This window comes from Parabacteroides leei, assembly GCF_023369805.1.
Lineage (GTDB): Bacteria > Bacteroidota > Bacteroidia > Bacteroidales > Tannerellaceae > Parabacteroides > Parabacteroides leei.
Genome location: NZ_JAMBQG010000006.1, coordinates 136,621 through 161,555, shown reverse-complemented (window position 1 = coordinate 161,555; position 24,935 = coordinate 136,621). Strand labels below are relative to the sequence as shown.

Annotated in this window: 19 protein-coding genes; all 19 read right to left on the bottom strand. The window is 40.8% G+C overall.

Annotated elements, in window-relative coordinates; genetic code table 11:
- Positions 1-4: 4 nt before the first annotated feature.
- Positions 5-1,471 (bottom strand): MATE family efflux transporter, encoded by a 1,467-nt coding sequence (locus tag M1P97_RS10915; protein WP_249389079.1) that lies wholly within the window; start codon positions 1,469-1,471, stop codon positions 5-7.
- Between the two features lie 159 nt (positions 1,472-1,630).
- Entirely contained in the window at positions 1,631-2,689 is a 1,059-nt protein-coding gene (locus M1P97_RS10910; protein WP_249389078.1) for an NAD-dependent epimerase/dehydratase family protein, read from the bottom strand.
- A 3-nt stretch (positions 2,690-2,692) separates the two neighbouring features.
- Positions 2,693-3,994, bottom strand: a complete 1,302-nt coding sequence (locus M1P97_RS10905) for a nucleotide sugar dehydrogenase (protein ID WP_249389077.1) — start codon at positions 3,992-3,994, stop codon at positions 2,693-2,695.
- A 3-nt stretch (positions 3,995-3,997) separates the two neighbouring features.
- Positions 3,998-5,050, bottom strand: coding sequence for an endonuclease/exonuclease/phosphatase family protein (locus tag M1P97_RS10900; RefSeq protein WP_249389076.1), 1,053 nt, complete (start codon positions 5,048-5,050; stop codon positions 3,998-4,000).
- A 19-nt stretch (positions 5,051-5,069) separates the two neighbouring features.
- Complete coding sequence (locus M1P97_RS10895) at positions 5,070-6,986, bottom strand: polysaccharide biosynthesis protein (RefSeq protein WP_249389075.1); 1,917 nt, start codon at positions 6,984-6,986, stop codon at positions 5,070-5,072.
- Positions 6,987-7,447: 461 nt separating this feature from the next.
- Positions 7,448-9,691, bottom strand: coding sequence for a GH92 family glycosyl hydrolase (locus M1P97_RS10890; RefSeq protein ID WP_249389074.1), 2,244 nt, complete (start codon positions 9,689-9,691; stop codon positions 7,448-7,450).
- 43 nt (positions 9,692-9,734) lie between these two features.
- On the bottom strand, positions 9,735-11,909 hold the full coding sequence (locus M1P97_RS10885; protein WP_249389073.1) for a glycoside hydrolase family 20 protein: 2,175 nt from the start codon (positions 11,907-11,909) through the stop codon (positions 9,735-9,737).
- Positions 11,910-12,364: 455 nt separating this feature from the next.
- Positions 12,365-12,709 carry a 50S ribosomal protein L20 gene (gene rplT, locus M1P97_RS10880; protein WP_022455800.1) on the bottom strand — a complete coding sequence of 115 codons (345 nt, stop codon included), beginning with the start codon at positions 12,707-12,709 and terminating at the stop codon, positions 12,365-12,367.
- Between the two features lie 109 nt (positions 12,710-12,818).
- A complete protein-coding gene (gene rpmI, locus M1P97_RS10875) occupies positions 12,819-13,016 on the bottom strand; it encodes a 50S ribosomal protein L35 (protein ID WP_075557265.1) in 198 nt (65 codons plus the stop codon).
- A 54-nt stretch (positions 13,017-13,070) separates the two neighbouring features.
- The gene (gene infC, locus M1P97_RS10870; RefSeq protein WP_249389072.1) at positions 13,071-13,712 is read right to left on the bottom strand and encodes a translation initiation factor IF-3; all 642 of its coding nucleotides are present in this window, start codon (positions 13,710-13,712) and stop codon (positions 13,071-13,073) included.
- A gap of 33 nt (positions 13,713-13,745) precedes the next feature.
- Positions 13,746-15,701 (bottom strand): threonine--tRNA ligase, encoded by a 1,956-nt coding sequence (gene thrS / locus M1P97_RS10865; RefSeq protein ID WP_195371728.1) that lies wholly within the window; start codon positions 15,699-15,701, stop codon positions 13,746-13,748.
- A gap of 156 nt (positions 15,702-15,857) precedes the next feature.
- Positions 15,858-17,990, bottom strand: a complete 2,133-nt coding sequence (locus M1P97_RS10860) for a tetratricopeptide repeat protein (RefSeq protein WP_195371730.1) — start codon at positions 17,988-17,990, stop codon at positions 15,858-15,860.
- 46 nt (positions 17,991-18,036) lie between these two features.
- A complete protein-coding gene (locus M1P97_RS10855; protein ID WP_195371732.1) occupies positions 18,037-18,363 on the bottom strand; it encodes an acetyl-CoA carboxylase biotin carboxyl carrier protein subunit in 327 nt (108 codons plus the stop codon).
- A gap of 26 nt (positions 18,364-18,389) precedes the next feature.
- Positions 18,390-19,937, bottom strand: coding sequence for an acyl-CoA carboxylase subunit beta (locus M1P97_RS10850; RefSeq protein ID WP_195371734.1), 1,548 nt, complete (start codon positions 19,935-19,937; stop codon positions 18,390-18,392).
- Between the two features lie 23 nt (positions 19,938-19,960).
- Positions 19,961-20,518 (bottom strand): peptide deformylase, encoded by a 558-nt coding sequence (gene def, locus M1P97_RS10845; RefSeq protein WP_129734030.1) that lies wholly within the window; start codon positions 20,516-20,518, stop codon positions 19,961-19,963.
- 3 nt (positions 20,519-20,521) lie between these two features.
- Entirely contained in the window at positions 20,522-20,944 is a 423-nt protein-coding gene (ruvX, locus tag M1P97_RS10840) for a Holliday junction resolvase RuvX (RefSeq protein WP_195371736.1), read from the bottom strand.
- Positions 20,945-21,013: 69 nt separating this feature from the next.
- Positions 21,014-22,411: an undecaprenyl-phosphate glucose phosphotransferase gene (locus M1P97_RS10835; RefSeq protein WP_195371746.1), complete on the bottom strand. Its 1,398-nt coding sequence runs from the start codon at positions 22,409-22,411 to the stop codon at positions 21,014-21,016.
- Positions 22,412-22,511: 100 nt separating this feature from the next.
- Positions 22,512-23,663, bottom strand: a complete 1,152-nt coding sequence (locus M1P97_RS10830; RefSeq protein ID WP_195371747.1) for an OmpA family protein — start codon at positions 23,661-23,663, stop codon at positions 22,512-22,514.
- A gap of 112 nt (positions 23,664-23,775) precedes the next feature.
- Positions 23,776-24,927, bottom strand: a complete 1,152-nt coding sequence (gene gmd, locus M1P97_RS10825) for a GDP-mannose 4,6-dehydratase (protein ID WP_195371748.1) — start codon at positions 24,925-24,927, stop codon at positions 23,776-23,778.
- Positions 24,928-24,935 lie beyond the last annotated feature (8 nt).

Sequence of the window (24,935 nt, the reverse complement as noted above, 5' to 3'; positions counted from 1 at the left end):
GTACTTATCTTTTTATTTTCGAAACAACAAAACTTCTTAATCTATCTTTCTCTCCTTTGCCTAAAACTATCAACCATATTTCTATTGAAATTAGAATAACAAAAAGTGTACTAGATATTAAAAAAAACTTCCAACTCTTTTCATAATAAAACATATTCAATACAACCATTGGCAATGTGGATAGAGTTGTTATTGTTAGTATTTTTATAATTGTATCTTTAATATAATCAATAATTGAAAAAGATATCAATATTTTTAGAAAATATAAACGGATACATAAATACAAAACATCTAATACACACTTCACCTCAAGAACTATCGAAGGTCTAAACCCTAGTTTTAAAAAAACATATGCTAAAATAATATTAAGAAACATTGCAGAACTAATAACAAGTTGATATTTCTTAATTGTTCCAGTTGCTTGTATAGCCATCCACATTGGTGCTGACAATGTATCAATTAATGTATATACAGACATACAGATACAAAATACAGCAGCATACTCAGGTACATTTCCTAACCATTTTTCTAAGACAAAGTCAATATTGAAACATAAAGGACAGACAAGAACAAACAATAATAGATATGAGTACTTTGATGTCCTGTTTATTAAAGATTTAAGAACTTGTATATCATTAGATGCATAATACTTCACAATTTGCGGACGGAATGCAATTTGAAAATTCGTTGCAAATTGTGTTATTGCAGAACTAACTTGACCTGCTATTCCCATTGCTGCATTTATAACTACACCATAAAAAAGATTTAAAACAATGCTTAAACCTTGATTAGAAGTCATGGTTGCAATTGATCCAAATAAACTCCACCCTGAAAATGATAGCATTTCTTTAAATATATTTTTATCCCATAATTTATTGAAACTAATATCTTGGAATTGTTTATTACAAAAAATGATGAAACAAAACAATATGACTATAGATATTACAAGTAAGTTCACTGAATACAATTTTAGTTTATCAAAAGTAAACCATATCAGGGAGGCTGCATTGAGCAACTTTAGCAATACATCAACTATTGAAACATATGCATAAAAAGCCATACGTTCATGAGCTATAATAAGAGATTCAAAAGGAGTCTTAAGTAAATTAAACACTATTGACAGAGTAGACATATGAAACACAAAGTTTGCTGCATTTAATCTATCAATAGGTATTTGCATTCTATTATTTAGGAACCATATTCCGGCTATTTCTACTATAAGAAAAAACGATATACCCAATATTATATATATATATAAACTAATATTAAAGACCAACTCTACTTTACTATCTTGTTTTTTGCCTAATTCAAAATTTAAAAACCTTTGAGTTGCTGTTCCAAGTGGACCACTTATATAAGTAAAAGCTATTATAAAAGCAGCAACAACATTATATACACCATAGTCAGTTACACCAAGATTCTGTAACACAACTCTTGAAGTATATAACTGAACAATCATTGATATTCCCATCCTGATATAGAGGAAGAGAGTATTTTTTGCTATTCTCTTGTTATTAGTATTCGTAATATACTGATTTTGTACTGACATTTACTATATCCTTAACTACTACCACTAGAAAAACACAAAATAAATTACGTTGTATAATTTTGACTGTAGACTTGTTATTCGTTAAGTACCATAATACTTTGCGTACCACTGGGCAAATATTCTCAAACCTTCTCTGAGGCTTGTAGATGGTTTAAAACCAAAGTCCTGTTCAAGAGAAGTTGTATCAGCGTATGTAACAGAAACATCTCCCGCCTGCATTGGTACAAGTTCTTTGTGTGCCTCAAAATCATAATCAGCCGGGAGAACCTTGGCTGCTATAAGCTCTTCTTGGAGGATGGTTACAAATTCAAGAAGGTTTTCCGGGTAACTATTGCCGATGTTATACACCTTGTACGGCGGTATTGGCAGACCATCTTCACCATTCTGCTTCTCAGGAGTGTGCTGCATGATGCGGACAACGCCTTCTACTATATCATCCACATAGGTGAAATCGCGTTTGCAATTACCGTAGTTAAAGATCTTGATAGTTTCACCTTTCACAAGTTTATCGGTGAAACTGAAGTATGCCATATCGGGACGGCCGGCCGGACCGTAAACGGTAAAGAAACGCAAACCTGTTGATGGTATGTTGTATAGTTTAGAGTAGGCATGAGCCATAAGTTCATTGCTTTTCTTGGTGGCAGCATAAAGAGACACCGGGTTATCGACCTTATCGTCTGTTGAATAGGGCACTTTCTTATTACTGCCATACACCGATGAAGAAGAGGCATAGACAAGATGTTCCACTTCGTGGTGACGACAGGCTTCGAGTATGTTGTAAAAGCCTATGAGGTTGCTTTGGATATAAGCATCGGGATTAGTGATGCTATAACGGACACCTGCTTGGGCTGCAAGATTCACAACAACAGTAATATCGTTCTCCGTGAATATCTTTTCTACTGCGTCTTTATCGGCTATAGAAGCATGCACAAATGTCCAATCACGATTCAATGCCTCGATTTCTTTCAAACGTTCATATTTGATGTTGACATCATAGTAGTCGGTGATAGAATCTATACCGATAACATTAATGTTCTGAACATCCTGAAAAAGACGTTTGACAAGGTTACTACCAATAAAACCTGCGGCTCCTGTCACAAGAACAGTCTTACCTTCAAGATTTACATTATGCTCTACCATATCTCAATCTCTTCTGAAAATATCTCGCGTGTAGACTTTACTTTCTACTTCTTTTAGGCAGTCGTCAAAACGATTGGCAATGATAGCCTTGCTCTGTACCTTGAATTCATCAAGGTTGTTAACGATTTTACTACCAAAGAATGTGGTGCCATCTTCAAGGGTCGGCTCATAAATGATTACTTCCGCACCTTTTGCTTTGATGCGCTTCATGATCCCTTGAATAGCAGACTGACGGAAGTTGTCCGAATTGGATTTCATCGTCAAGCGATATACACCGATAACACAATTCTGTTCCTTGCTTACATCCCACTGACCGTTCTCAGCATAATATCCCGCTTTTCGTAGCACAGCATCTGCAATATAGTCCTTACGGGTCTTGTTGGATTCCACTATGGCCGACATCATGTTCTGGGGGACGTCTTGGTAGTTAGTGAGCAACTGTTTTGTATCTTTAGGTAAACAGTAGCCGCCATAACCGAAAGACGGATTGTTGTAGTGTGTTCCGATGCGTGAGTCAAGGCCTACGCCTTCGATGATTGCCTTTGAATCCAAGCCTTTGACTTCGGCGTATGTGTCCAACTCATTGAAATAACTTACGCGAAGGGCAAGGTAAGTGTTGGCAAAGAGTTTTACTGCCTCGGCTTCTTTCATTCCCATAAAAAGTGTAGGAATGTCTTCTTTGATTGCTCCTTCCTGCAAAAGAGAGGCGAATGTATGGGCAGCCTTTTCCAGTGCCGGGATATCGGCAACGGCTTTGATCGCTTCGTCTTCTTCTTCAAACTGATCGTTGCCAATTATTTTAGGAGAGCCTACAATTATACGACTTGGATAAAGATTATCATAGAGCGCTTTACTTTCGCGGAGGAACTCCGGAGAGAACAGCAGGTTGAACTTCTTTATACCCTTGCTTGCATACTTGACATACAGGCTACGGCAATAGCCTACCGGAATAGTGGATTTAATCACCATGACCGCATTAGGATTGACGCTTAACACCAAATCGATCACATCTTCGATATGATGCGTATCAAAATGATTCTTGACCGGATCATAGTTAGTAGGAGCCGCGATTATGACAAAGTCTGCATCACGATAGGCTTTCGCCCCATCAAGCGTTGCTGTCAAATTCAATAATTTCTCGACCAAATATTTCTCGATATATTCATCTTGAATTGGTGACTCTTTACGATTCAGCATATCCACTTTTTCAGGGATGACATCGACTGCCACCACTCGATGATGCTGCGCCAAAAGTGTGGCTATACTAAGACCTACATAACCTGTTCCTGCTACTGCTATTTTCATGATTTACAAGTTTATAATTCCTTTCCAAACTACCATATTATGATCACTATAAGAGGTTTCCGGTGAATAACACTCCCTCCCCTTCAACAACTTCGAATAAAAAACATAATCTATCCGCCAAAGCTTATGCAATTGTCGAAATGTATATTGATAACCACTACCACATTCCCTAAAGCCATCAGTCAGACCTTTTCGGACCTGATGGTATGCATAAGATGCCGGTGTATCATTAAAATCTCCACAAACAAGTACCGGATAAGGAGAATTTTCAATCTCAGTACGAATTACATTTGCTTGGTCTGCTCGTTTCCTATTGTTGCTATTCATTTTCAGAATCAATTCTTTGACAGCTTTCATACGGACTTTGAATTCTTTATTAGGTGCAATGATTCTACTTATATAAGAATTGACGCTTGTTGTCTCGAAATGATTGTTGATTACACGAATGTATTGATTGTTTATCCGTACATCAGCTATCAATGACATGTTCTGAGAATTTTCATAATAAAGAGCCTTTACCGAATGAATGGGGTAACGACTGTAAATCGTTGTTGGTAAATGGTCGGTACGCCGGCTGATATATTTATACAAAACATAATCAAAAGCGTATCGGATACTGTCACTGTGGTAAAAGCCATCATCAGGTGCTTCCTGGAAGCAAACAATATCGGGCTGAAGCTCCTTTATATAAGCGGCAGCTTCATTCATTGTGTACTTCTTGCCCCAATAAAAGTGACTGGTATTGTAAGTAACTACAGTCAATGGGGTTACTTCCGAGTCTACTATTTCTTGCTGATTCCAGAAGGGAGGGTGATAAATTGCCAGCAAATAATCGGTGTGGAGCAAAATGGCAAAGAGAGAAATAGAACATCTCCATTTACTCTTTGTGAATAATTGTATGATTCCCATCAAGAGATTGGCTGCCAATATCGGCCAAATAGCCAAAGTCAGAAGAGAAAACCAGATACAAATTCCTTCAACATAGCGTCCTCCGATCAAACAAAGAATGGATAAGAAAACAAAGAATATCTGAAAAAAGTTATTTAAACTTTTCAAAGGTATAAAAGATAGATATTTATTCCTTATCCAGCACCTCATATACCGAATTCTTACTCTTGAACTCCGGTACAATCCCTTTCATATACTTAACTGTACCCATTTTATCTACTTTGATCGCCAAATCAATCAACGGATTCATGACCTTACAAATGTCTTCGTAGTCATATTCTCTCACCTGGGCACGATATATTTTGGCGTTATTCGTAGGGAGGGTATTTTCTTTCGTTGCCAGAAGTTCTTCATATAGTTTCTCGCCGGGACGAAGACCGGTGTACTGGATTTCTATATCTTCATCGGGGATAAGACCTGCCAGTTCAATCATACGGCGAGCCAGATCGGCGATCTTTACAGGAGAACCCATATCAAAGACAAATATCTCATTTCCCTTACCCATAAAGGCTGCTTCCAGTACCAAACGACACGCCTCCGGGATCGTCATGAAATAACGGATAATGTCGGGATGGGTGACTGTTAAAGGACCGCCTTTCGCTAATTGCTCACGGAAACGGGGAATGACGGAGCCGTTACTGCCTAATACATTTCCAAAACGGGTGGTGATAAAATGGGTTTTACCCGGATGCAAACCTTTACTGATAGCGATGCTCAGGCTTTGTACATAGATTTCTGCCAGACGCTTGGAAGCTCCCATCACATTCGTCGGGTTGACAGCTTTGTCGGTAGAAACCATAATGAACTTATCGACATTATACCTGACTGCCATATCCGCTACATTACGCGTACCGTATACATTCGTATGAACGGCTTCACAGGGATTCTCCTCCATCAAAGGTACATGCTTATAGGCGGCAGCATGAAATACATACTGAGGCTGAAAACGACGGAAAACAGATTCAACACGATCGATCATCCGGATATCTCCCATTACAGGAGTAAATTCTACCTGAGGAAATTTTTCTTCCAGTTCCAGGCGTATATTGTGCATGGGGGTTTCGGCACTGTCGAACAGGACCAGCTGCTTTAGGTCGAAGGTACATAACTGGCGGCAAAGTTCGCTGCCTATAGAACCGGCAGCTCCGGTAACTAGTACGACTTTTCCTTTCAGGGAAGCGACGATCTCTGTCATATTGATACAAATCTCCTCACGACCCAGCAAATCTTCTATATGTACTTCAGGCAGGTTATGAAAGTTGATTTTTCCTTTTCTCAGTTCGTCGACCGAAGGAAGTATCAACATACGAACTTTTTTCTTCTCACAGTAGCGGACCAGACGTTCACTCTCCTCCTTTACCAAACGATAGTCGGTGAACAAGACCGCTTTGATATTTTTCCGGTTAACCAAATGGTTAAAGTCTACCTGCTCTTTGATTGAATAAATACAGCATTTACCTACACGTAAACGTTTATAATCTCCAAAACGAAGAAATCCGCATACCTTATATGGTAATTTGTCATTCAATGATGCATCAAACAAGAATGTTCCGGGTTTATCAGCTTGATAAATCAATAGCTTTCCTTGATTTGAGGATACACTATTGACTATAATCGTATAGAAAATAATCATGAAAACACGGAGAATAGTCAAGAGAAAGAATGTCAGGAACAAGTCGACTACGGCTCCCAACGCTAATTCACGAGGAGATTGAATCGTCGTGGTCAGATAAACCAAAACGACAATGAAGAGTACCTTTAGTAAGGATGATAAAGCCAGACGCCCTGCTTCAGTAAAAGCAGAGTGACGGATCACACCTTTATAAGTCTGGCATAAAAAGAAACTGACCAGACTGGCACAAAAGGAAATAAATAATATATGAAAAAGAGAATCGTCTACAAGCTCCGTCCCCAGAATATACCATAGAAATGACAGGGAAGTCGCAGTAGCCAGAATTGATAAAAATAAATCAATAAATAAGACGATCCAACGGTTAAAGAATTTAACACGTGATAATACTAGCGCAAAACCATTGATATTCATAAGTTGTAAATTAGGGGTATTATGTGAAAAGGTTCGTCAGTCCCAAACGGCTAACTTACATAAACTACTGATGTTCTTATAGTTAAAGGCAATTGGAGTGACTAAAAAAAACGATCGTTTTTTTTAGTCACTCCATCTTGGCAAATTTTTGTTAACCCATGATTGATGCGGTATTTTGAAAAAATCAAATTAAAACATTGGAAAACAAATAGATAAATTTCTCGAAACTCTTTGTTTTTCAACAAATATCACTTACATTTGCAGCACAAAAAAATGACTAGAAAAAACGATCGTTTTTTCTAGTCATTTTGATTTTTAGAGCTTTTCAAAGTTTTTCTTAATTTACATTCTGAAACACTTCAATCTCCTATATTTATGCATGACATAGTCTTTTTTGAACATAAAAAACCCTGAGAAGCATTATAACTTCCCAGGGTTTTCTTATTAAGAATCTCTTTCCTCTACTTATGTGTATCTTCCAAAATAAATTTAAGTGTTCCAGCGTTTACCAGTTCTTCTTGAGAAATGGTATAACCTTTCAACTTCTTTCCTCCTGCCGTCACTTCCTTTATATAGATATCTTCCGGGCTCTGATGCATGGATTCGATTACCAATTCTCCCTTCGGATAGAATTTCTTATTCAAGTCGATAGTAACTTTATTGAAGGTCGGTGAAGTAAGCACATAATCCATATCTCCCGGACAGGCAGGATAAAATCCCATCATAGAGAATACAGCCCAGGTCGACATTGTTCCGGTATCATCGTTACCGGGGAGACCGTTCGGCGCATTATGGTAATACTTATTCAACAATTCACGAACAAGTTTCTGTGTACGCCAAGCTTCGCCTTTGAAATAGCTGAACAGATACGGATAGGCAATATCCGGTTCATTAGCCATATCGTAGTGACCTTCATCAAATACCATTTGTAGCTTATCGACAAATTTCTTCTGTCCTCCCATCAACTTAACCAAACCGGGGATATCGTGAGGTACATAGAATGTATAGTTCCAGGCACTTCCTTCATGGAAACCGGGATTAGGTTCGAAGTTTTCACCTTGTTTCGGGTTGAAAGGTGAATAGAATGTTCCGTCAGGCAGGATCGGACGAAGTGTACCGAACTCCTTACTGTAATAGTGTTTATACCCCATTGAACGGTCATGGAACAATTTAGCATCTTCTTTCTTGCCTAATGCCTTGGCAAACCGGGATAGGTTCCAATCAGCGATATAATATTCCAGAGCGTGTGAAACAGAGTTATCGTACTGTTCACGAAGAGGAACATATCCTTTACTCATATAATCATTATTGTCCGGACGAAGCAGGTTGAACTCGCCGGGAGTAGTAGCTCCTTTACGCATCGCTTCGTAAGCTGTTTCTACATCGAAGTCACGTAAACCGCGCATCCAGGCATCTACTATATAGGGTATAGAAGGATCGCCTTCCATAGTCAGAGTCTCACGTCCATAGAGTTCCCATTTAGGCAGCCAACCGCTTTCCTTATACATATCGATCATGGTACGGATAATATCCAACTGACGTTCGGGGAAGAGTAAAGTCATCAAGGTGCTAACATTACGATATGTATCCCACAAAGAGAATACAGTGTAGCGATTACCAGTTGTATGACCGACCTTCAGGCTTTCCATCATCGGATATTCACCGTTTACATCCTGGATAATATTCGGATGGATCAACAGGTGATAGAGAGCCGTATAGAAAATTGTCTTATCATCTTTAGAGCCTCCTTCTACTTTAACACGAGACAGGTCGTTGTTCCACATAGTGCTTGCGGCATTTCTTACCTTGTCGAAGTTAAAATCGGGTTGCTCCGTATTCATATTCAGGCGGGCATTTTCTATGCTGACGAAAGAGACACCCATCTTCACTTCAATGACTTCGTTTTCCTCTGTGTCATAGGTGAACCATACGCCGATATCGTCACCGCTCATTTCACGGTTGTATTTGGTGTAGAGTTTATACTTGCCGGAATAGATATCCCATTCGGCCTCTACCCCCTTCATTTCACGCTGTTTTTTCCAGTAACCTACTTGCTTGGGGGCTTTACTCACCTTCATAACAAAATAGATGGGGAAAACAGCCTGGGGATTATAACAGAATGTTCCCAGCAGTTTGCTTCCTTCGATCTCCGTATCACTGACCATACGGACAGTTGCTCCGGTTTCGTTTGTAAGTCCTTCACCCAGGTTCAGGAGAATATTGCCTTGCCCTTTCGGGAAAGTGAAACGGCTCAGTCCTGTACGCATACTGGCTGTTGCTTCAGCTTTAATATTGTATTTGGTCAGGACGTTACCATAGTATCCCGGATGGGCAGTTTCGTCTTTGTATTTACTGCCGTATTGCTTGTAGTCTACATTCAGTTCGCCGGCTGTAGGCATCAGTAAAAGACTCCCCAATTCAGGGCAACCGACTCCACTCAGGTTTACATGAGCAAAACCTGTAAAGAAATCGTTGTCGGATGAGTAGGGAGTCGACCACCACTGGCTATCCTTATCGAAGCGGTTACTCTCCGACCCCATCACATTGAATGGAGTGACACTCATCATACCCTGGGGACAGATGGCTCCGGGATTGGTTGTCCCGTAGTTGCTGGTCCCGATAAAGGGATTTACATAATCTACCGGCTGTTGTGCTGCTGCCATCAGGCTTCCACACAATAGGAGGCTCATTACTTGCTTCTTCATTCTTGATTTATTTAGTTAATAATTTAAATATATGCGTATCGATTTACCAAACGACGATCTCGTCCACAAAGATAAATCCATTATTGGCTTCGATAGCCTTCAAGCGGACATAACGGGCTTTCCATTCACCATTGAAAGTATATTCCTGGAAAGATAGCTCCGGATCTTTGTTAGATGCTGTTGTCGGAATAATGCCCTGAGAGGTGAAGTTTGTTCCATCTTCAGATGTAAGCAGCTCCACACTGGCCGGCTGATACACTCCCGGACCGATCAGTTGCATGAAGCGGGCTGAAACTTTATGGATATCGGTTGTCTCTTCCATATCGATCACACAGTCCAAATCGTTCAGATAGCCTTGCCAACGACCATCCAGATAAGTTAGTCCACCACGGTATCCGTCAAGCAGGGCATTCATGCCGCCGGCCATATAGCCGGGATATAGCTTACTATTATAATGTATGAGTTTGTTGATACCGCGATGATAATCGACTTTCTTTTCGGTCGGAGTACCTTGTAACTCTCCATTTTTAAAGATAGCCGCTTTGATATAAGCTGAATCTTTTACCATAATCATACCATCGTAAAGGAAGGAAGAAGCGGTGGGAACAGTTCCATCTGTTGTGTAACGAATTTCAGCCGGATACTTTTCTGCATCCAGAAAGACTTCGATCTGTTTATTGACCGTGTCGACCTTCATCGTTACTTCAAGTTCGTCAGAAAGGGTAAATGTATTAATACCCATTTGTTGTAATTTTCCGATATGAGCATTCATGCGTGGCTTGAAGTCTTCCCATTCACGCTTTTCCTGAGGCGACCAGGCTATCTCAGCCAAAGCCAGGGCACGCGGATACATCATATATTCCAAATGCTTTTCATCCTGAATATATTCCGTCCAGGTATTGGCTTGAACTCCCATAATATGCTTACTCTCTTCAGCTGTAAGCGAATCTGCCGGAACCGGGTTATAGCTATATACTTTTTTAATCGGAGTGTATCCGCCAATGGCATACGGTTGCGTTTTAGGATCTGCCTGATAGAAATCGAAATACATATAGTTACCGGGTGTCATGATTACATCGTGTCCCATACGGGCTGACTTAATTCCACCACTTTCACCGCGCCAGGACATAACGGTCGCTTCAGGAGCCAGACCGCCTTCTAGGATTTCATCCCAACCGATCAGTTTACGATTTTTGGAAATCAGATAATCTTCAGCCTTATGGATCATATAACTCTGAAGTTCGTCGACACTCTTCATTCCGTTCTTCTTCATCAAAGCCTGACATTTCGGACAGGTTTTCCAGGCACCTTTACCCGCTTCATCACCACCGATATGAATATATTCGGAAGGGAACAACTCGATTACTTCATCCAGTACATCTTCCATAAAAGTAAATGACTGGGGATTACCAATACAGAAATCACCATTCTTATAAGGTATACCGCAACAACTCAATTCCGGATATGCAAACAGGACTTCTTCCGAGTGACCCGGAAACTCGATCTCCGGTATTATATTAATATGTTTGGATGCTGCATAGGCAACAATCGCACGGATATCGTCTTTGGTATAGTAGCCTCCATAAGCTCCCGGAGTTCCTTCCGGCAGATATTTACGATCTTTCCCATCCCACCATTTCCTCCAGTCGGATTCTGTACGGAAAGCCGTTTCTGTTGTCAGCTTAGGATATTTATCCATCCGGATACGCCAGCCACCGGCATCCGTAAGATGAAGGTGAAGGTTATTCAATTTATAAAAGGACATTACATCCAACAATTTAAAGACTTCTTCTTTCGGGAAGAAATGGCGCGACACATCCAGGTGCATCCCACGATACTTGAAACGGGGTTCATCCTGTATGGTAACATAAGGAAAACCCTGCGGTGAGAACAACTGGCGGAGTGTCTGTTCGCCATAGAACAGACCCGCTTCGGTAGCCGCTTTCAAGTCGATACCCTTTTCATTGACAGTTAGTCGATATCCTTCCGGATTTCCACCTAATGATTCATCCACAATAAAATGGACATTTGCAGGTTTTTCAGAAGAGAAGACTGCAGCACTATCAGCTTTAAAGAAACCTCCCGATGCGCTGACCTGTGCAGGCAGCGGGATTACGTTCAGTTGCACTGTCTCTTTCGGAGAGCAAGCAAAAAGAAACAAAGAACACACTACGGTGACACCTGTCATCGTCATGCGCGATTGTTTTGGCAGTAACATAATAATCAGTTTTTGTGTATTTATTCTTGGTGCGGTAAATATACAAAGAAAAAGGGAAAATCCCGTAAGAGATTTTCCCTTTATATGAAAAGAAAGCCGCACCGTAGATATGAACAAACTCCGTATGACAGGATTTGAGTGCTTTGCCACCTTTGTAATCCGCTGTGCGAAGCATCCCCGAAGGGTGCGGCCCGCCATTAGCGACAAGAGCTGTGTCTCGGAATTAAAATAAACTGATGAGTTTCCCAATCGAACAAGTGCGGCTAACTCATTTTTCTTATTACAAAGATATGTAAAGGCTTTGAATATACCAAACAAAATGCTAAGTATTTCCCCTTAAATATTGAATAAAAAAGTAAACTCTCAGTGTTTCAAAACGTATGAATTGCAAAAAGTAAACAAAAAAAGAGTCCCCAAACGAGGACTCTTCTCCTATTGACATTATGATATATCAATTACTTTACTTTAGCAACGATTGCTTTGAAAGCTTCCGGATGGTTTACAGCCAGGTCGGCCAACACTTTACGGTTGATTTCAATACCTGCAGCGTGTAAAGCTCCCATCAAACGAGAGTAAGACATACCTTCCAAACGTGCAGCCGCGTTGATACGCTGGATCCACAATGCGCGGAAGTTACGTTTCTTGTTACGACGGTCACGGAAAGCATAAGTCAAACCTTTTTCCCAGGTATTCTTTGCTACGGTCCACACGTTCTTACGTGCACCATAATAACCTCTGGTAAGTTTTAAAATCCGTTTTCTTTTTGCTCTTGAAGCAACATGATTTACTGATCTAGGCATAATTCTAATCTGTTTTGAATGTTAGCGCCATCTTAATTTTTGATGATCTTACTTGCTAAATACATTCGGTTAATAAAAATCTTTGTAAAACTCGCTTAATTTAAGAAGATTACTTCATGCCAAGCATTAGCTTAACACTGTTTACATCAACAGAAGCTACAAGGCCTGTGTGAGTAAGGTTTCTCTTAGCTTTTTTAGTCTTCTTAGTCAAAATGTGACTTTTAAAAGCGTGTTTTCTTTTGATCTTTCCTGTTCCGGTAAGGGCGAACCTCTTTTTGGCACCGGAATTAGTCTTCATCTTAGGCATTTTCCAATTTTGTTTTAATTATTAAACTTGACACCCTCTAACGGGCGGTTTTTCTTATTCTTCATTTTCTCCAGCCTCAGACTCAGTCTTAGGCTTCAGAGTTATAACTTTCTTCACCACAGGTTTTGCAGGTCCTGCTGCATTTGCCGATTTCGGTGCAGCTGCCGGAGCTCCTGCTTTTTTAGGTGTCAGCATGATAATCATACGTTTACCTTCCAATACCGGTAATTGTTCTACCTTACCATACTCTTCCAGATCATTGGCAAAACGAAGTAATAATACTTCTCCCTGCTCTTTGAAAAGAATGGAACGTCCTTTAAAGAACACATACGCTTTAACCTTTGCTCCTTCTTCCAGAAATCCTTTGGCATGTTTCAACTTAAAGTTATAATCATGATCGTCAGTCTGAGGTCCGAAACGAATCTCCTTCACTACAACTTTAACTGACTTGGCTTTCTGCTCTTTCTGTCTTTTTTTCTGCTGATAGAGGAATTTCTGGTAATCGGTTACTCTACAAACGGGGGGCGCAGCATTGGGTGAAATCTCTACCAGGTCAAGTTCCAAATCTCCGGCAATTTTCAAAGCCTGAGAGATCGGGTATACTCCCGGTTCTACATTGTCACCTACTAAACGAACTTCACGAACACGAATACGTTCGTTGATTCTGTACTGTTCTTTCAGATTGTCATTCTTCATTCAAAAAGATTTATTCTCCTCGTTATTAGTTATTTACTTATTATTTTTCTGCCAACGATTCATCATTTCCTCTACTTCATCGTTTAAAAGCGCTGCAAAGGTAGCAATTTTCATCGAACCTTTATCACCTTCGCCCTGTTTTCTTACAGAAACTTCATTATTTTCTGCTTCTTTTTCTCCGACAATGAGCATATAAGGAATACGTTTCAATTCGTTATCACGAATCTTACGGCCAATTTTTTCATTTCTATCGTCTACCAATACACGGATATCCTGCTCTTCCAATTGACGGGCAATGCCCCATGCATAATCATTGAACTTTTCGCTGATAGGCATGATACAAACCTGATCCGGAGTCAGCCACAACGGGAACTTACCGCCGGTATGTTCGATCAATACGGCAACAAAACGTTCCATTGAGCCGAACGGTGCACGGTGGATCATTACGGGACGATGCTTTTTATTATCTTCTCCGGTATATTCCAGTTCGAAACGTTCCGGTAGATTATAGTCCACCTGGATTGTTCCCAGCTGCCAACGACGGCCGATAGCATCTTTCACCATAAAATCGAGCTTCGGTCCATAAAATGCTGCTTCACCATATTCAATCTTCGCTTTCAGGCCTTTTTCCTGGCAAGCTTCGATGATAGCGGTTTCAGCCTTTTCCCAGTTATCTTCCGATCCGATATATTTATCTCTGTTTACTTTATCACGTAAGGAAATCTGTGCTTCGAAGTTTTCAAAGTCAAGAGCCTTAAAGATGATAAAGATAATATCCATTACTTTCAGGAATTCATCCTTCAACTGATCCGGACGGCAGAACAAGTGAGCATCATCCTGAGTAAAGCCACGCACCCTTGTCAAACCATGCAACTCGCCACTTTGTTCATAACGGTATACGGTACCGAACTCTGCAAAACGAAGAGGCAGGTCTTTGTATGAACGCGGGAACGATTTGAAAATTTCACAGTGGTGAGGACAGTTCATCGGTTTCAACAGGAACTCTTCACCTTCCTGCGGAGTATGGATCGGCTGGAATGAATCCTTACCGTATTTTGCATAGTGACCTGATGTCACATACAACTGCTTGGCTCCGATATGCGGAGTCATCACCTGCTGGTAACCGTATTTCTTCTGAATACGTTTCAGGAAATCTTCCAGTTTCAAACGCAACTGAGTACCGCGAGGTAACCACAAAGGCAAACCTGCTCCTACTGCAGTAGAGAATGTAAACAATTCCAGTTCCTTACCGATCTTACGGTGGTCACGCTTCTTCGCTTCTTCCAGTAATGTCAGATATTCATCCAACATTTTCTTTTTCGGGAAAGTGATACCATACAGACGTACCAACTGTTTACGTTTTTCATCACCACGCCAATAAGCACCGGCCACGCTCAGAATCTTAACAGCTTTCAAGTAAGAAGTGTTAGGCAAGTGCGGACCACGACACAGGTCGGTAAAAGAGCCTTGTGTATAGGTGGTTATCTTACCATCTTCCAATTCACTGATCAACTCAGTTTTATATTCTTCACCTCTGTCACCGAACATTTTCATGGCATCTGCCTTGGTTATGTCCTGACGTTTGATTTCTTCTTTTCTGGCTACCAGTTCAAGCATTTTTGCTTCAATAGCTGCAAAATCGCCTTCTTTGATTGTAACTTCACCCGGATCCACATCGTAGTAGAATCCATTCTCGATAGCCGGACCGATACCGAATTTGATACCAGGATAAAGCTCCTGCAGGGCTTCTGCCATCAGGTGGGCACTTGAGTGCCAGAATGCATGTTTACCTTCTTCGTCATCCCATTTTAACAGATTCACTGTCGAATCCTGCATAATAGGGCGAGTCAAATCCCATGTTTCTCCATTCACACTTGCGGCCAAAACTTCCTGAGCCAAACGGGAACTGATACTTTCTGCAATCTGCATTGCAGTAGTCCCTTCGGCATACTCTCTTACGGAATTATCCGGAAATGTAATCTTTATCATAATCTGTTCTCTATAATTCTTTATAATTAGGATGCAAATTTAGCATTCTTTTTCGTAAAATAATCCTTTTGCGCCAAAAGATATATGCTTTAAACCCAAAACAGACATGTTTTGTTGGCAAACCATATCTGTTTTGAACTTAATAAGTAATATACATTAGTTGCTTGTCATGCGCTTAATGATACTATAAGCATTTATAATACCGAGTTCGCCAGCTTTGCTTAGGTCGGCAATACCCTGATTGGCATCGCCCAGAGATAAACGTGCCAACCCCCGATTGAAGTAAGCTTCTGCAAAGTCGGGATCGCGCTTGATCGCTTCGTTGTAGTCCTGAATAGCAGCTCTGAAGTCACGCTGTACACAACGCAGGTTTCCCCTGTTGAAGTAAGCGTAAACAAAGCCTGGATTTAAACGGATAACCATATCATAATCGCGTGTGATCATTTCATGCTCGTAGGCTCTCTTATTCTCTTTTACACTTGCCGATGAAGGATCGGACGGTGTTCTCGACAAAGACTGATTCTTACCAATATTGAAGTTCATACTTCCCATGGAAGCAGACAGGTCATCCGTTGTCGACGCCTGAGACATATCGTAAACCAATTGCTTATAGCGTACTACTGCACGGTTGAAATAAGCCATTGTATAGGTAGGATCAAGTTCTACTACTTTATTGAAGTCTTTGATTGCTTCGGAAAAGTCCTGCACCAACATATAATCGACAGCACGGCCGAAATACGCATCCGCATTGGTAGGCCTGGCCTCTATTTTAGCAGAAAAATCATTGATCGATGCAAAATGTACAGCAATCTGATCTTCCGTAAGGGCTGCTTCCTCATTGGTGATCCGAAGTTTACGCGACAGAATCATACGGGCATTGAACTCTTCAATCATCTTATCATAATAGACAATCTTTTTGATCGGATCAATTTTTTCGTAATATGTCAGGACAAACTGAGGTTCGAGATCCACACGGACATTACGATCCTGTACACGTCCACGAACATCGCTCTGATATTTATTTCTCCGTTCTTCATCTTTATCATATACCACCAGGCGATTAAACTTGCTGATATTCTTATCCGATTTTTCACGGGTATTTTCGTCTTTACTACCCGAAGAGGAAGAATTGTTCCCCTGCCCTGTTCCACTGTTTGAAGCCGTAGCTGTTCCGGATTGTCCTCCTGTCTGCTGGTTTTTCTTGGCGTTATTTTCCATTTCGATAGCAGTCCAGTAGTCACGGTCGGCACCTACCGCATCGTTGATCTTACGTTTGGCATCAGAGCGACTGAAATATCCGGGAGTAAAGTTAGGATACTGTCCGAGCACCACATCGAAGTCGCGTATGGCACCCCGGTAATCACCGGTTTCAAAACGGAGTAAAGCCCGGTTGTAATAGGCCATATAGTTATCCGGCTCCAACTGGATGACTACATCGAAATCTTCAATAGCCCGGTTGTTGTCTCCTACCTGATAGCGAAGCAAACCACGATTGAAGCGAGCAATCAGGTTATTCTTATCCATATTGATAACCTGGTCATAATCGGCCATAGCGCCACGAAGATCGTTCATCTGATAACGCACCAGACCACGGTTAATGTAATATCCGCCTTCACGGGTATTTAATTTAATCGCCTCATTCAAATCGGCGAGTGCATCTTTCAGGTTGTTTGTCTGATAAAGCAAAATAGCGCGGTTCCCGTAAGCCGGAGCATAATAAGGATCCATCTCGATTGCCTTGTTGTAATCGGCAAGCGCTTTTACGGTATCTCCTTTCTCGCTGTACATGGCACCACGTGTCAGATAATTCATCGAGTATTTAGGATGCGCTTTCATCAGCACATCAAATGTCTTTTCCGCTTCGTCATAATCCTTCCGTTGGATATTGGCAACGGCTTTGTTGACGAGCATCTGCCGGTCTTCGGGTTTAAACTCAAGACCTTTATCATAATCAGTTATGGCCTCTGCATATTTTTCCTGGCTCTGACGAGCTATTCCGCGGGCATAATAAGCCTGCACTAAAAAAGGGTTCCGCTGAAGACATAATGTACAGTCTTCCTCGGCACCCTTATAATCATCTAAGTTCACTTTAGCTACTGCACGGTAAAAATACGGTTCCGCCAACCAGGGCTTCGCTTTGATTACCTGATTGAAATACTGTATTGACAGGACATAGTCCTCAAAATACAAAGCATTACGTCCTATGGCCAGTACACGGTCCGTATTGATCTGTGCTACCAGCGAAAGTGAACATATTTGTAATATAAAAAAGAGTATTGCCTTCTTCATCTATTCTAAATATCAACTTGAGTGAGGCAAAAATAAGTAAATTATCTTACTTAGGCTCTATTTTTACCATCAAATGATCTTTTGTAATTTTATCTCCCTCTTTTACATCCAATTCGGCAACCACTCCGGACACCGGAGCTACGATACGATTATACATCTTCATCGCTTGGTGGATAAGGAGTAACTGACCGGCTTCAACCTGTTGTCCCTTTTCCACATGAATCTTCACAATTGTACCCGGAAGAGTAGAAATCACATCACCGACGAAGGGCTTATGCCACATCTTACGGTTCTTATATTTCTCTGTAAGCAGCGTTTTGTATTTACGGGCGGTAACTACAAAATCCACATATTCATTTTCTTTATTTTCCATATTCCAAAAGTATATTACGGATTCAATTAGAACGGAGGAATTCCGTGCTTTTTAGCTGGTCTGTATTCCTCTTTCAAAACAGAAAGTTTCAAAGCGTGAAGCAACAACGCACGTGTCTCTTTCGGTTCGATAACAGAATCGATAAATCCTTTTGAAGCTGCCACATAAGGATTAGCGAACTTCTCAATATACTCTTTTACTTTTTCCTGACGCATTGCATTCTGGTCTTCAGCTTCCATGATCTCCTTACGGAAGATAATGTTTGCTGCACCTTCCGGTCCCATTACAGCGATTTCTGCACTCGGCCATGCAAACATAAAGTCGGCACCCAGGTGACGAGAGTTCATTGCAATATAACCACCACCATAGGCTTTACGCAAGATAACGGTAATCTTAGGCACAGTAGCTTCAGAATAAGCATACAACACCTTTGCTCCATGACGGATCACACCGGCATGTTCCTGGTCTACGCCCGGCAGATAACCCGGCATATCCTCCAATGTGATGATAGGAATATTGAATGAGTCGCAGAAGCGGATAAAACGAGCGGCTTTGTCGGCACTGTCGCAATCCAATACCCCTGCCAGTACCATCGGCTGGTTAGCAACGAAACCGACAGTTTCGCCCCCCATACGACCGAAGCCGACTACGATATTGGCAGCCCACAATTCCTGTACTTCCAGGAAGTCAGAATCGTCAACAATACACTTAACAACGTCGCGAACATCATACGGCTGCTTCGGATCAGCAGGAACAACCTGTTCAATGTTCAACATTGCAGATGGTTCTTTAGCTTCTATCGTTTTAGCACGGTCTGTATTATTCCAAGGGATAAAGCTTACCAAACGTTTTACCTGATCGAAACATTCCTGTTCACTCAGGGCATAGAAGTGAGCATTGCCTGTTGTTTCCGCATGAACACGGGCACCACCCAGGTCTTCCATAGAGATATCTTCACCTAACACAGTCTTGATAACATTCGGACCGGTGATAAACATCTTAGAGATGTTTTCCACTACAAACACGAAGTCTGTCAATGCCGGAGAATAAACAGCACCACCGGCACACGGGCCCAGGATCAAAGATATCTGAGGAATAACACCTGAGGCAATTGTATTTCTATAGAATATTTCACCATATCCGGCCAAAGCGCCAACACCTTCCTGAATACGGGCACCTCCCGAGTCGTTGATACCGATAATCGGACATTTCATCTTCAGTGCATGGTCCATGATCTTCGTGATCTTACGGGCATGCTGCAAGCCTAATGAACCACCGGCAACCGTAAAGTCCTGTGCATAGATACATACCGGAGCACCGAAGATAGTACCTGTACCTGTAACTACACCGTCACCCGGAAAGTCCTTCTTGTCCATCCCAAAATCGCGACCATCATGCTTAACAAACAAATCGTACTCATGAAAAGAGTTCTTGTCCAGCAAGGAAAGAATACGTTCACGGGCAGTAAGTTTACCCATAGCGACCTGCTTTTCGATAGCAGCTTCGCCTCCACCCATCTCTACAACGGCTTTCTTCTCCCTGAGGGCCTGAATGTTTTTACTTAAATCTGTCATACTGATTATTTAATAGAGTTTTATTATTTACCGACAGCTTTTGCTCTGTATGAACAACGAGCAGTCCCTTTAATAATACTATTTAGTTTTCCTTTATTCAATTGGCGACGGATAGGTGACACATTATCTATGAACACATGGCCTTCCAAATGCTCACATTCGTGCTGTACCACACGGGCTGCAAAACCATCCACTACTTCATCGTGCTCCACCAGATCCGCATCCAGATATTTCACCCGGATCTTTTTAGCACGGGATACCTTTTCATGTACTCCCGGAAGACTGAGACAGCCTTCTTCCATTGAAATTTCCTCTTCGCTACGTTCCACGATATCCGGATTGATCATCGCACGTTTGAATCCTTTACATTCGGGAAAATCGTCCCCCATCACATCGGCATCGATCACCAACAGACGAAGCGACAATCCCACCTGGGGAGCTGCTAATCCAACTCCGTCGGCATTGTACATGGTATCAAACATGTTAGCCACTAATTGTTTTAAATCGGGATAATCTTTAGGAACATCTTCAGCCTCTTTTCTTAATACGGGCTGACCATATAAGTATACTGGTAAAATCATAAACTAAAACTGATATTTTTTATTTTCTAAATATGATTGTAGGATAATAACGGCACTGATCTCATCTACCAAACCTTTATCCTGTCTTTTCTTCTTCTTTAAACCACCGTCAAGCATTGCCTTATGTGCCAGAACAGAAGTAAAACGCTCATCATAATATTCTACCGGAATATCCGGGATAGTTCGTTTCAGATGTGTAACAAAAGCCTCTACATATTTCATATTCTCGGAGGGTTCATTATTCATCTGCTTAGGTTGACCGACAACAAACAGATCAACCGGTTCCTTAGATACATAACCGGATAACCAGGTAACAAGTTCACCACTTGGCACTGTCGTCAGACCGTTTGCAATCATTTGCAAAGTATCCGTAACAGCAATCCCGGTACGCTTCCGGCCATAATCAATTGCTAGTATCCTTCCCATCGGCTGCAAAGATAGCACAAATATGCATTCGTATTACACAAATACATAAAAAGTGTGCAATTTATAAGTTTAATAGGCATTCTTTTCACCTTTTGACATATTCAAAACCGTCACTACAATGATCTTCAGATCCAGGAAAAACGACCAGTTTTCGATGTACCACACATCCCTCTTTACACGGCCTTCCATCTGTTCCAATGTTTTTGTTTCTCCACGGTAGCCGGTTACCTGCGCCCATCCTGTAACTCCCGGCTTTACCAGGTGACGCACCATATATTTATCGATAAGGGCAGAATATTGCTCTGTATGTTTCAGCATATGAGGACGGGGCCCTACTACCGACATTTCCCCTTTCAATACATTAATAAACTGGGGAAATTCATCCAGGTTCGTACGGCGAAGAAAATCACCGACACGGGTTTTACGGGGATCATCTTTTGCGGCCTGTAATTTATCGGCATCAGCATTCACACGCATTGTACGGAATTTATAACACTCAAAATCCTGCCCATACAGACCTGTACGTTTTTGTTTGAAAAAGATAGGCCCCGGTGAAGTTATCTTTATCAGAGTTCCGATGATAACATAAAGCACAGGATAGATCGTCAATAAAACGCCCAAAGAAAAAATAATATCAAAAGACCGTTTTAAAGCCCGGTTATAAGCAGCCTGCAATGGTTCACGGCGGATAGCCAACAATGGAATCGACTCCATTATTTCCATAACAAGGCTCTTCTTTATATTCCTGTAAAACTCCGGAACAATATAGAAACGAATCATATGCTTTTCTGCAAAATTCATTATCCGCAATATCTTTTCATCCTGTGTTCCCGGCAATGTACAATACACCTCGTCTATATCGTTTGCCAGAACATAGTCCTCCACTTCGTGTGTCATTCCCAGATAGTTTGGCAATGCACTTTGCAAGGATAAGTTATCATCGAAAAAGCCCATTACATTAAAACCGTATGACAGATCATCTTTCATGACCCGATACAATTCCATACCATTCTTTCCGGCTCCGACAATAATAATTTTCTTAAAGTTGTATCCCTTTCTCCGGTACATTTTCAGAGTAACACGAACCAAAACACGCCAAAGCGAAAAGACCACAACCGTAATTACATAATAGACCAACAGGAATGTCGCCAAGACATCACCGATATTCAGGAATATAAGACAGGTAGCAAACAAAAAGACCTGTATAGATATCAGGGCAAAAGCACGCTGAACGATCTTATCGATAAAAACAACCGCCACATGCAATTGCATGGGGATAAAATAAAGAGAGAAAAAATAACAAAAATTCAATAGAAGAATCACCTCTCTCAGGCTATAAGATATCGCTTTCGTATAAAACTCCCCCAAACCATAATAGACAGCAAAGAACAGCAGATTTATCACAAGCAAATCGCCCATTCCTATACACCATTGGATAAGGTAGCCATGTTTTTTGTCGAATTCCATAATTATATTCTAAAATTCCACAAAAGTAATCATAAATCCGTGCAAAAAAAAGGCCGCACAACATAATGTGCAGCCTTTTTCAGATATAATTAAAAAATAATTAATTATTTGCAGACATGATAACAACACGGTTCCAGTTGTTTTCGCTATACGGCTGTTCATCCGAACCTCTCCATTCGATAGTGATCTGGTTAGAGTTGATACCGTATTTTTCGATCAATTCTTTAGCAACGGCTTTAGCACGTTTTTCAGAAAGACCCATATTATACTTAGAGTTACCTGTATTCTTATCAGCATAACCGATAACCTTGATCGGAGTATTGCTACCCTTCATGAATTCAGCAGTATTGTAAATATTGATCTGCTGATTCTTGTCGATCTTAGAGCTATTCAGACGGAAATATACTACATTGTCAACGTAATTGTTTACAACAGTTGTTACCACTTCTTCGCATTCAGGACAAGACTCCGGACGTTTGCTTAACTCATCGTTAGCAGCACGCAGAGAGTTGATCTGATTGTTCAGGTCATTCAACAAAGCGTAATCCATCGGTTCCAATACTTCGAAATCAGTTTTACCCAATTTGAATGTCAAACCTGCACTTACCTGAGCAATACCGTCAGTCAGGTGATACATAGAAATACGGTTAAACTGTTCGTTCAATAAAGAAGCCTGAACTTCCACGTTCAAATCAACACGTTTGCTCAAACGGAAAGCAGTAAGGATACCGGCATTCAATGTAGGAGATTCAGTTCTTGCAAATTCAGCAGATTCTGTAGTTTTGAAACGCTGTGCATAACCAAAACCAACCCAAGGGATCAAACGGAATACTCTCTTTTCGTTATAAACACCCCAGAAATTAGTTACATCCCATAACAAATCTACGTGAGCAGCTGCATATTTATTATGCTGCATCAAAGTAGCATCGGCATCATTCTGATAAAATCCATGTAAAACACCACCGTTCAACTGAGCACGGAAAGCCAGATATGGATTAAACCATTTACCAAATGAGAACTGAGGAGCAAAATTCAAACGGTTACCAAAATCTGCTTTATTATTCTGGTCACCTAATAAAATACTTGCACCACCAGCAACAGAAATAAACCAATTGTCGCCAGCTTTGTTTTTCTTGAAATTTGTCTTATACCCTTTTTCAGTACTAAAACCAACTTGTGGTTTAAATTCCTGTGCAGACACAGAAAAAACGAAACCTGACAACAAAGCCAAAAGTAATACTTTAGTCTTCATATTCATCAACATTTTAATTAAACAATCAATTACCTCAAATAACGCTCAAATTTAGAGCAAAATTAACTCTTTTTTCAATTAAAACAAACTAAATCTATATTTTGTTCTTAATTTATTCAAAATAATTCAGAATTTTGTACCCGCCTTCCCGTAGGTAAGACTCTTTTTTCATAAGTTTGATATCATTCTGCATCATATCCTGAATAAGGGCATCGAGGCTGTATTTTGGTTCCCATCCCAACCGGGTACGGGCCTTCGTTGCATCCCCGATAAGTAAATCCACCTCAGTCGGACGAAAGTATTGCGGATCAACTCCAACAACATCCTCTCCTATTCGTTCTTTAAAACTTTCGAGGTAAGACTCACCCACTTTCTCTATAAACATTTTTTCGTCAATATAGTTTAATGATGCTACCTCATTAACATTTTCACCTTTGAAAATAACTTCTACGCCTATTTCTTCAAATGCTTTACTGACAAAATCACGAATAGTCGTGGTTATTCCCGTAGCAATTACATAATCAGAAGGTTCATCCTGTTGAAGAATGGCATACATGGCACGAACATAATCCTTCGCATGCCCCCAGTCACGTTTAGAGGATAAGTTTCCCATATAAACTTTTTTCTGCATACCCAATGCTATGCGCGATACGGCACGGGTTACTTTACGGGTAACAAAAGTTTCACCGCGTAAAGGCGATTCATGATTGAACAAAATACCGTTGGATGCATGCATTTTATACGCTTCACGATAGTTGACAGTTATCCAGTAACCATAAAGTTTTGCTACGGCATACGGACTTCTCGGGTAGAAAGGTGTAGTTTCCTTCTGAGGAACTTCCTGCACCAAACCATATAGTTCGGATGTTGACGCCTGATAAATACGGGTTTTCTGTGTCAGATTCAACAAACGGACGGCTTCCAGAATACGCAAAACACCTAAACCATCGGCATTAGCGGTATATTCGGGAGTATCGAAACTTACTTTCACATGGCTCATAGCTGCCAGATTGTATATTTCATCCGGTTGTACTTCACCGATAATGCGAGTAAGATTCAAACTATCGGTCAGGTCACCGTAATGAAGGATCAGGTTTCTGTTCTCGATATGCGGATCTTGATAGAGATGGTCGATACGATCTGTATTGAACATAGACGAACGACGTTTGATACCATGTACGGTATACCCTTTCTTTACAAGATATTCAGCCAGATAGGCTCCATCCTGTCCTGTTATACCTGTTATTAAAGCGACTTTACTCATTATACTAA